Raw genomic sequence first — 10,308 nt, forward strand, 5'->3', positions numbered from 1 at the left:
CCGCAACTTGATTATTATAATATGTTAGTTGATCTCTTTTTTGAGAGTTTTCCATTAGAATTCTTTTTTAATGACAAATATAATAAAAATTCAATTAAATTCAAATTACGCATGAGGAGATACAAATGGGAATTCAAAAATTTTAGAGTATTTTCGATGCCCGTCAAACTACCTTCACTTTTTTGTTACAGGCTATCTTTCAATTAATTTGAAATCACACTAAACATGTTTTTTTAAATTCTTCAAAATCTCTTATATAATCTTTTTCATCAAAAACATCTGACGAAACAACTAAACATACTGAACCGGAAGAAAAATTAACTAATTCTCTCCAAATTCCGTTCACAATTAATAAATCTGAATTTGGTTTATTTAGGGTTACTGTTTTTTTTTGTAACCATCTTTTAGTAAAACATCAAAACTGCCACTTAATGCAATTAAAATTTCATACTGAAATAAATGGGAATGACCGCCTCTTTCTGCTCCGCCAGGAACATCATATAGGTAGTAAACCCTATTTATTTTGAAAGGAATTGTATTGCCTTCAATTACTGAAAGATTACCTCGTGGATCTTCAATTTTCGGTATTTCAATAATTTTAATATCTTATATCGATGTTTTCATATTATTCTAAAATTTTCTTCCATTGTTTAGAAATGTTATCAACAGATAAATGATTAACGCTTTTTAAGGTATTACTTTTACAAATATCATATAATCTTTTGTCATCTACAAATCTTTTAATCGCATCAGCTAAAATAAAAACATCATAATTTTTAACCAATAAGCCATTGTACTCGTTTATAATTACTTCGGCTGGTCCAGAATTACAATCGACAGAAACAATTGGTGTTCCCAAAGCTAAAGATTCTATTATAGACATCGGAAAACCTTCGTAACGACTTGTTAGAATCGTAAATTTTGCGTTTTTTACATAATTGAAAGGATTGTTTTGAAAAGGAATTATTTCAATATATTCTTCTAATTTATATTTTTTAATGATTTTTTCAATTAAATTTAAATCTGGTCCGTTACCTAAAATTAATAATTTATATCCTTTTTCATAAATTTTTGAAACCGAAAAAGCTTCAATCATTAAACTGAAATTTTTAGATTTCTCTTCTAATCGTCCAAAAAACAATATATATTTTTTTTTATTTATAGTATATTCGTTAATCGTTAATTTAGAAAAATCTATTGGATTATATTGTGTTATGGTATTTTTAAATTTATATTTTTCGGTAATTTTATTTTCTATTGCTTTTGCAACACATATTATTTTTGTTGCTTTTTTATAAATAAATTTATTGGCCAAAATACCTTTAGGAAAAGATAAATCTAGATTATAACTATGAATCATATAATAAACTTTCGCTTTACTATAAATCCATTTATATATTAATTCTCTTATAATTGAATTTCTTGAACGATTATCTATTATAATTTGAATCTTATTATCCTTTAGATATTTATTCAACAAATAACTTTTTGCAACTTTTTTAATTAAAAAACTAGACTTATCATTGTATTTTTCACCTAAATTATATAATTGACCACAATACTCATAATCAACTTTATCATTTATAATAATAACGTGTACTTCATAATCTAACTCATTTAAAATAAAACTCAAAGTCCCAGCAAAACGCTCTGCTCCACCTAAACCAAGCGAATGTGAGATAATGGCTATTTTATTTTTTGTTATATTCATTATTGTATAAATTGCAAATATATTTGCCAAATATAATAATATATGAAGATTTTACTAGTAGGAGAATATAGTCGCTTGCATAATTCGTTAAAAGAGGGTTTACAAAAATTAGGACACGAGGTTGTAATTCTTGGTTTTAATGATGGTTTTAAAGATTATCCTGTAGATCTTTTGTTATCTAAAAAATGGGATTCAGGTATTTTAAAAAAAATAAAAATTGCTATATTTAGACTTACTTCATTTGATATCAGTTCGTTTCTAACTTACCAACAATTTAAGAAAAATAAAAAAAGTTTTTGTAATCATGATGTGGTTCAGCTCATAAATGAAAATAGTTTTTTTTGTAATTATTATTTTGAAAAAAAAATATTAAAATTTATTTTTCAAAATAATAAAAAGGTTTTTCTTCTTTCCTGCGGGGAAGATTACATAAACGTAAATTACAACTTCCAAAACCCAAAAGAAAAATCTGTTATACATCCCTATTTAGACGTAAAAATATCAGATAAAAATTTCTCTAATGTATTAAAATTTAAGAAAAAATCATTTAAAAAACTTCATGAGTTTATTTACCAAAATATAAACGGAGTTATTTCATCAGATATAGATTATCATAAACCATTAGAGCGTAATTCTAAATATTTAGGGCTAATACCAAATCCCATAAATTTAAGTAAACTAGAATATAAACCATTAAAAATTAATGAAAAAATTCTAATCTTTCATGGAATAAATCGAGAAAACTATTTCAAAAAAGGAAATGATTATTTTGAAAAAGCATTATCCATTATCGAAAAAAGATATGGTGATAAAATTGAAATTATTCAAATTGAGAATATCCCATACAAGGATTACATCAACAAATATAATAGCTCACATATTTTACTAGATCAGGTTTTTTCAAAAGACCAAGGCTACAATGCGCTAGAAGCTATGGCAAAAGGAAAAGTAGTTTTTACAGGTGCAGAAAACGAATTTACTAATTATTACAATATTCAAAAAAGAGTTTGTGTAAATGCGAAAGCAAATGTCGAATATTTAGTAAATGAATTGTCTTTTTTGATAGAAAACTCAGATGAAATTATCGCCATTAGCAAACGAGCCGAAGCTTTTGTACAAAAGGAGCATGATTATGTAAAAATTGCAGAAATATATTTAGAAGTTTGGAAATCTAATTAAACAAACTTTTTCTAAAATAAATTCCCAAAACCAACAAATACATGCCATAAGTAAAGGCGTGTGCTATAACAACTCCTTCCGTTTTAAAAATATTAATAAAATAAATGCTCGAAAAATAAAGTATTAATAATGATAAAATCTCGGTTACGATAAATGCTTTTGTCATTTTTTTTGCAAAAAACTGAAAACCTAAAATGCAAGAAGCTGCTTTTAGAAAATCGCCAACCAATTGCCATAAAAACAAATTAGAAACTGGTTCGAAATCTTGAGTGAAAAGTATTTTTATCATTACACCTCGTAACAGATAAATGATAAATAATCCGACAGCAAACAATGGCAATACATTTTTGTAAAAGCTCCAAAATACTGATTTAGTATCTTTATTTGTTTTCGCTTGCACTAATCTTGGATAATAATACACCGTAAGTAATGTATTTACGAAGAGTAAATAATACGTGGAAATCCTTGTCATTGCTTCCCAAAAACCCGCTTCTTTTAGTCCGATAGTATCTATTACTTGATTTCGAATGGCTAAAAAAACTATCGGTCCAAAAATCCCTGAAACCAAAGCCATCAGAAAATAATGAGATAGATTTTTTATGATTTTGAAATCAAATAAATTTAAATTGATGGCTTTTTTTATCGAAATTTCTTTAGAAATATAATAAAACGTTACAAAAAACAGTAATGATGGTGTAATTATTATTGATAATAAAGCACCAAAAACAAACCATTTCCAAATAAAAAATAAGGTGACAAAAAGTCCAATAATGTTTCCAATAATATTAATATAAATGACTGTTTTAAATCGTCCTAATCCGTTTATAATAGCAACTAAATATATAGAAGAAGTGTAAAATGGTAAGACAATTGCCAATACTTTAAACACGTAAGAATAGGAAAAATTACTCCCAAAAACAACTTGACTCCAATAATTAGCAAACAAAAACAACACGCTACTTATAAGAATCGTAACGGCGAATAAACTAAAAAATAAGGTTGAAAATATTTTTTTGAATTCAAGATTATCATCTTCATTTTCAGCAACATATTTTACAATGCCGTTCTGAAAACCTAAAGTAGCAACACTTTCGACCGAAGTTAAAAAATTACGCAAATTCCCTACCAAAGCCATACCAGTTGGACCAACAAAAATGGCCAAAGCTTTTGAAGTAATTAATCCAATTACCATCTTAATTAGCACACTAATACTATTTAAAGAAGTTATTTTAAATAGTTGTGAGGACGTTATATTTTTTAAAAAATTCAATTAATATATATATATTCTACAAATTCATACTAAAACATCGTCTAGCAAACAATATTTTGAAGTTGCTACTTCATAAAAATCCTGAACAATAGAACTTGCCCCAAAGCTTTCCTTCCAGAATGACAAGCCGCTATTTACTTTTTTCCCTTGGTATTCGTTTGAAATACCAAAATCAAGAAATGCCTTTTCTTTAAAAACTTCTGTAAGCAAACAATAATACAAATAATCTAAACTACCAAGTTCATTCTTAGTTTCATTTGCAGCTATATATTGCGCATGAGCTACTTGTTTAGTTTCAAAAATAGTGGTTCCTGCTACAATTTTATCTTCAAAATACACATTAAATTGTCTGATATTTATCGGAAAAATTTTTTGCAACAAACTCATTTCTGTATGCGAATGTACTGGTTTTGCATTATGTTTTTTTTCTAAATTAGGAACCATAATTTCTTCCCAAAATGTTTCAAATATTGGTTCTTCAACTATTTTTAATTTATTTTTAACCCCTTTTTTAACACCTTCTAATCTTCCTTTCGAAATTTTTATAGCTTTTTGCAAATTTACTACCGATAGCGAATCTCGCCTAACGAGCTCTGCTTGCATCAAAAACATAACATATTGTATTTCATCCGATGGCTTTATATGATAAATGCTAGGAATGGTTTTTATTAAAATTTTATTTATTTCATGCTCGCACAAAAACTTCAAAACCTTAGCAAATACAACTATAAATGAGGTTAATTTTAATTTATCGGAATATATTAATCCCCCATAAGTGAGTCCTTGATGCGAAAAAACAGTATCTCCTACTCTATTTGCGGGCAAAAGTGCAACGAGTTTTTCTTTTTGAAAAATGAGTAAAGAAAAATCATCAAATCTTTCTTTATGATATTCCATAAAGTCTCGATGAAACAAAAAAGTACCATTTTTTGATTCATTAATAAAAGTATTCCAAAGTAAATAATCTTTTGCTTGGTATGGTCGAACGGAGTAATCTTTCACTTCATTTATTTAAACTTCGGAAAATTACACATTTTTTAATAAATTTTTCTAATTTAGAAGTGCCTAATTATAAAAATAGTATCTTTAAAAAATGTTTTTTCTGTAAATGGCTAAAAAACTACTTACAATTTTTATTTTTATCATTGCTATAAACACTATTTATGCTCAAAATATCACGTTATATAATCAGTTTAACGGACGATATGATTTTACATTTGTAGGAAACACACTAAATACCGACGAAAACGGAACAGGTGCGCCGTGCACAATTACTACTGGTTCTTTCGATACAGTAAATCTAAACATTGGCGATACAGTTGAAGCTGCCTATTTGTATTGGGCAGGTTCGGGAACTGGCGATTTTGATATAAAATTGAATAGTACAAATATTACCGCATCTAGACAATTTAGCGTAATACAAACTACTTCTGGAAGGCCTTTTTTTAGTGCTTTTGCCGATATAACAGCCTTAGTACAAACTACAGGAAACGGCAACTATACCTTTTCTGAATTAGATTTGACCGCTGTAATTCCTGAGTATTGTAGCAATGGAACAAATTTTGGTGGTTGGGCAATCATAATTGTATACAAAAATAATTCGCTTCCGCTAAATCAGCTTAATGTTTATGATGGCTTACAATTCGTGCCTAATGCTATCAATATAACGCTAAACAGTCTAAACGTTATAGACAATCAAGACGCAAAAATAGGTTTTTTGGCTTGGGAAGGAGATCGAAGTATTGCAGTGAATGAATCACTTCGCATAAACGGTAATCTAATTAGTAATCCGCCATTAAACCCAGCAGATAATGCATTTAACGGAACAAATAGCATTACAGGTTCAACTACTTTGTATAATATGGATCTTGATGTATATAACATTCAAAATAATATAAATATTGGCGATGTTAGTGCTACGATTCAACTTACGTCAGATAGAGATTTTGTGATGATTAATTCGATAGTTACCAAACTAAATAGTCAACTTCCAGATGCAACTGTCAGAATTGATGCTATTGGGCAATCTTGCAACACAAGAACCTTAATTGTCGATTATACCGTTAGTAATACAAACAGTACTAATTTTCTTCCAGTGGGAACTTTTATTACAATTTATGCAAACAATCAAGCTGTAGGAACTGCTCAAACAATGGTAGACATTCCTATTGGCGAAAGTAGAAATTATCAAATCACAGTTGTTATTCCGAGTACAATTCCTGCTACTTTCGATTTAAAATTTGTTGTCGATGATAATAATGGAGTAGCAAGTGTGACCGAAACTAATGAAAATAACAACAATTATATTCAAAATGTTAGCCTTTGGCTTTCACCAGAATTTAACACACTTTTAGACCAAACTGTTTGTAGTAATTATAACGAAAAAGGTGTTTTTAACTTTTCTGCTTACGAACAACTTGTCAAAAAAAACACAGCTGATATTGTTGCTTTTTTCGAAACCAATAATGATGCTATTGCTAATGTAAATCCGATAATTAATACATCAAATTACACTGCGCAAACAACACCAGAAACCATATATGTTAGAATTAGTAATGACCAATGTTTCTCGGTAACCCAATTTAAACTTATTACCGAACCTTGCCCGATAATCATATACAATCACTATACCCCAAACGGAGATGGTACAAATGATTCTTTTTATATTCAGAATTTAAGAAGTTATCTTAATTTCAGTTTGTTAATTTATAATCGTTGGGGAAAATTAATTTGGGAAGGAAATATAAACTCGCCCGATTGGGACGGAAAATCGAACAAAGCTGGAATAGTCACAAAAGGAGTTTTGCCAGAAGGAACTTATTATTATGTTTTAAATTTAAATGATTCTAAACACACCGAACCCTTTGTAGGTTGGGTTTTCTTGAATAGATAATTATGATTTATTCACAATTGGTTTCAAACTCCATTTGAATTTTACAGCCATCAATCTAATAATGATAATGATTGATGAAGTCATTACATAAATTATGTCATCTTCAAAATTCAATTTCTTTAAAACGAAGAAAATAATTCCGCCAATAATACAAATGGTTGCATAAATCTCTTTTCTGAAAATTACAGGAATTTCGTTACACAAAATATCACGAATAACAACGCCAAAACAAGCTGTCATTGTTCCCACAGCAATACAAATAACAGGATGTAGATTAACATTAATTCCTTTTTGAATTCCAATCAGAGTAAAAACACCAAGCCCAATAGTGTCAAAAAGAAACAAAGACGTTCTTAATTTATCAAATTTATTTCTAAAAATAAAAGCTAATAAAAAGGCTATTATAATAGCATAAACACCGTTTAAATCTTTCATCCAACCCACAGGTGTATTACCAATCATGACATCTCGCAACGTACCACCACCAAGTGCTGTTACAAATGCAATGATAAAAACACCAAACGGATCCATTTTTTTATTCATAGCGGTTAATGCGCCAGACATTGCAAAAGCCATTGTTCCAATAATATCTAAAAGGTAAAACATGGGAAAGTTGTGAATTTATATAATTGAATTGTGCAAAATTACAGAAAATACTCTAAAAATAATATATTTGCATAAACACTAAAAAAATAATGAAAAACATTACCACGTCACTTCTGCTATTTTTAGCTTTCATCGCGTCAGCTTTTTCGCAAAATCAAGATTCCTTAGAATTAGATTACGAAAAAATAGAGAAATCTTTAATTTATAAAACTGGTAAAATAGAATTTCCTTCGAGTAATGCAACATTGACTGTACCAAAAGGATTTAAATTCCTTGATGCAAAACAAACACAATATGTCCTAAAAGATTTATGGGGAAATCCTGAAGACACTACAGTTTTGGGATCGATAGTTCCAGAAAAAAAAGGAGTTATGAATGATAGCAGTTGGTTGTTTGTAATAAACTATCAAGAAGATGGCTATGTAAAAGACGATGATGCTCAAGATATAAATTACGATGATTTACTAAAAGAAATTCAAGAGGATATGCGCAAAGAAAATCCTGAAAGAGCAAAGCAAGGATTTGACACCGCAGAGCTTGTTGGATGGGCATCTAAACCATTTTATGACGGAAAGTTGAAAGTATTACACTGGGCAAAAGAAATAAAATTTGGAAACTCTAAAGACAATACTTTAAATTATGATTTAAGAGTTTTGGGAAGAAAAGGAATGTATAATATTTCGGCAGTTGCTAGTATGCATGAATTAGCAGAAGTAAAAGCAAGCATACCTAATGTTATAAATAGTATTCAGTTTAAAGAAGGAAATACTTATTTCAATTTCGATGAAGACACAGATACGGTTGCCGCTTGGACAATTGGTGGACTTGTAGCTGGAAAAGTACTTGCAAAAGTTGGTCTTTTTGCAGTAATAGCAAAATTTGGAAAAGTTATATTTATTGCACTTTTAGCAGCATTTGCAGGAGCTAAAAAATTTATTTTCGGCAAAAAAGATCAAGTCCTTACAAAACCAAAAGAAGATGAAGAGTTAGCAGAAGAGACTAAAACAGAAGAAGAGTAAATTTCTTTTTTTATTAAATTTTAAAGGTTTCCATAATGAAAAATATTGGAAACCTTTTATTTTAGAATTGGTTTATTAAATTTCTAATAAACATTTGTAACTTTGAGCTTTTCTATTTCAAAATGAAACAAATCACTTCCTCACAAAATCCGTTCATAAAATCGTTGGTTTTATTGCAAGAAAAATCGAAAGCTAGAAAACAATCTGGAACTTTCTTGATTGAAGGACAACGCGAAATAGAATTGGCTCTAAAAGGTGGATTTATCATAGAAACTATCTTGTTTTTACCTGATTTAATTACCGAAAAACAAATCACAAAATTAACTAATCAAGTTATTGATTTAATCGAAATTTCCAAAGAAGTATATCACAAACTAGCTTATCGCGATACTACCGAAGGAATTCTTGCTGTTGCCAAAACAAAATCATTTCTTTTATCAGATTTAAAATTATCTAAAAACCCACTAATTCTTATAGCTGAAGCACCAGAAAAACCAGGAAATATTGGAGCTTTACTTCGCACTGCCGATGCTGCAAATCTCGATGCGGTTATTATTGCCAATCCAAAATCGGATTTATATAATCCAAATATTGTTCGCTCTAGCGTAGGTTGCTTGTTTACAAGGCAAATTGCAACAGGAACAACCCAGGAAATCATTACTTTTTTGAAAGAAAACAATATAAATTTTTACTGTGCTACATTACAAAATTCAACTTCTTATCATACCCAAAATTACACATCTCCAACAGCATTAGTTGTAGGAACAGAAGCTACTGGTTTAACTCAAGAATGGAGAGACAACGCAACGCAAAACATTATCATTCCTATGCAAGGCGAAATAGATAGCATGAATGTTTCGGTGGCAGCAGCTATTTTAATTTTTGAAGCCAAAAGACAAAGAGGATTTTAAAAAATCAATTTCAGTCCTATAAAACCTTTCGTAATTCATTTATTTATTCTAACTTTAGGAATTGAACAACAATGTTATGGTAGAAATTGATATCGAAAAGGAAAATAAAGCTATTGCTCAAGAATACAAGGAGTTACTTCGTATAAGTTACCAAACACTTACATCAGAAGACAAAAAACTAATTCGAAAAGCTTTTGATGTTGCTGTAGATGCACACCAAGACCAACGCCGAAAATCTGGCGAAGCCTATATTTTTCATCCAATTGCTGTGGCTAAAATTGTAGCTGGAGAAATAGGTTTGGGAGCTACAGCCATTGCCGCAGCATTAATGCATGATGTTGTAGAAGACACCGATATTACAGTTCAGGAAATTGAAAAAATGTTTAATCCTAAAGTAGCCCAACTTGTAGAAGGATTAACAAAAATTTCACAGGTAAAAAAAGACATGAACATTTCGATGCAAGCCGAAAACTTTCGTAAAATGTTGCTTACACTAAATGATGATGTTCGTGTAATCATCATAAAACTCGCAGACAGATTGCATAATATGCAAACTATGGAATCGATGGCCGAATACAAGCAAGTTAAAATCGCTTCCGAAACATTATACATATACGCGCCTCTCGCCCATCGATTAGGGTTGTATAATATAAAAACAAAACTCGAAGATTTAGGTCTAAAATATACCGAACCTACTGTTTACAATGATATTGTAAGCA

9 protein-coding genes and 1 pseudogene are annotated in these 10,308 nt (G+C 29.4%); 5 read left to right on the forward strand and 5 right to left on the reverse strand.

Translation table 11 applies throughout. The features are described 5' to 3' along the window. Nucleotides 1-214 precede the first annotated feature (214 nt). A pseudogene (locus ACH2BP_RS09780) lies at nt 215-603 on the reverse strand (sugar 3,4-ketoisomerase). Nucleotides 604-625: 22 nt separating this feature from the next. Beyond that, complete coding sequence (locus tag ACH2BP_RS09785) at nt 626-1,711, reverse strand: glycosyltransferase (protein WP_395059390.1); 1,086 nt, start codon at nt 1,709-1,711, stop codon at nt 626-628. A 42-nt stretch (nt 1,712-1,753) separates the two neighbouring features. Between ACH2BP_RS09785 and ACH2BP_RS09790 the strand changes: the two genes are divergently transcribed. Next, nucleotides 1,754-2,890 (forward strand): glycosyltransferase, encoded by a 1,137-nt coding sequence (locus ACH2BP_RS09790; protein ID WP_395059392.1) that lies wholly within the window; start codon nt 1,754-1,756, stop codon nt 2,888-2,890. Here the strand turns inward: ACH2BP_RS09790 and ACH2BP_RS09795 are convergent. Further along, nucleotides 2,883-4,160 (reverse strand): O-antigen translocase, encoded by a 1,278-nt coding sequence (locus ACH2BP_RS09795; RefSeq protein WP_395059394.1) that lies wholly within the window; start codon nt 4,158-4,160, stop codon nt 2,883-2,885. The two genes, ACH2BP_RS09790 and ACH2BP_RS09795, sit on opposite strands and share 8 nt — an antisense overlap. Nucleotides 4,161-4,184: 24 nt before the next feature. Beyond that, a complete protein-coding gene (locus tag ACH2BP_RS09800) occupies nt 4,185-5,162 on the reverse strand; it encodes a GNAT family N-acetyltransferase (protein ID WP_395059396.1) in 978 nt (325 codons plus the stop codon). A gap of 106 nt (nt 5,163-5,268) precedes the next feature. Here ACH2BP_RS09800 and ACH2BP_RS09805 point away from each other — a divergent pair, with 106 nt between their 5' ends. After that, a complete protein-coding gene (locus ACH2BP_RS09805; protein WP_395059398.1) occupies nt 5,269-7,053 on the forward strand; it encodes a gliding motility-associated C-terminal domain-containing protein in 1,785 nt (594 codons plus the stop codon). Here ACH2BP_RS09805 and ACH2BP_RS09810 read toward each other — a convergent pair whose 3' ends face one another. Beyond that, complete coding sequence (locus ACH2BP_RS09810; protein WP_395059400.1) at nt 7,054-7,659, reverse strand: trimeric intracellular cation channel family protein; 606 nt, start codon at nt 7,657-7,659, stop codon at nt 7,054-7,056. A gap of 89 nt (nt 7,660-7,748) precedes the next feature. On the opposite strand from ACH2BP_RS09810, the gene ACH2BP_RS09815 reads away from it, so the two are divergent. The 3 genes from ACH2BP_RS09815 to ACH2BP_RS09825 form a co-directional block, all read left to right on the forward strand. Next, a complete protein-coding gene (locus ACH2BP_RS09815; RefSeq protein WP_395059402.1) occupies nt 7,749-8,678 on the forward strand; it encodes a DUF2167 domain-containing protein in 930 nt (309 codons plus the stop codon). A 122-nt stretch (nt 8,679-8,800) separates the two neighbouring features. After that, nucleotides 8,801-9,589, forward strand: a complete 789-nt coding sequence (locus tag ACH2BP_RS09820; RefSeq protein ID WP_395059404.1) for a TrmH family RNA methyltransferase — start codon at nt 8,801-8,803, stop codon at nt 9,587-9,589. Between the two features lie 76 nt (nt 9,590-9,665). After that, the coding region (locus tag ACH2BP_RS09825; protein WP_395059406.1) for an HD domain-containing protein at nt 9,666-10,308 on the forward strand (643 nt) is incomplete at its 3' end.

The sequence above is a fragment of the Flavobacterium sp. genome, from assembly GCF_043756175.1.
Lineage (GTDB): Bacteria > Bacteroidota > Bacteroidia > Flavobacteriales > Flavobacteriaceae > Flavobacterium.

What these genes read in the sequence shown, in the direction of transcription:
- ACH2BP_RS09805 (WP_395059398.1), top strand. Translation starts at nt 5,269, where the DNA reads ATGGCTAAAAAACTACTTACAATTTTTATTTTTATCATTGCTATAAAC.
- ACH2BP_RS09785 (WP_395059390.1), bottom strand. Translation starts at nt 1,711, where the DNA reads ATGAATATAACAAAAAATAAAATAGCCATTATCTCACATTCGCTTGGT.
- ACH2BP_RS09820 (WP_395059404.1), top strand. Translation starts at nt 8,801, where the DNA reads ATGAAACAAATCACTTCCTCACAAAATCCGTTCATAAAATCGTTGGTT.
- ACH2BP_RS09790 (WP_395059392.1), top strand. Translation starts at nt 1,754, where the DNA reads ATGAAGATTTTACTAGTAGGAGAATATAGTCGCTTGCATAATTCGTTA.
- ACH2BP_RS09810 (WP_395059400.1), bottom strand. Translation starts at nt 7,659, where the DNA reads ATGTTTTACCTTTTAGATATTATTGGAACAATGGCTTTTGCAATGTCT.
- ACH2BP_RS09815 (WP_395059402.1), top strand. Translation starts at nt 7,749, where the DNA reads ATGAAAAACATTACCACGTCACTTCTGCTATTTTTAGCTTTCATCGCG.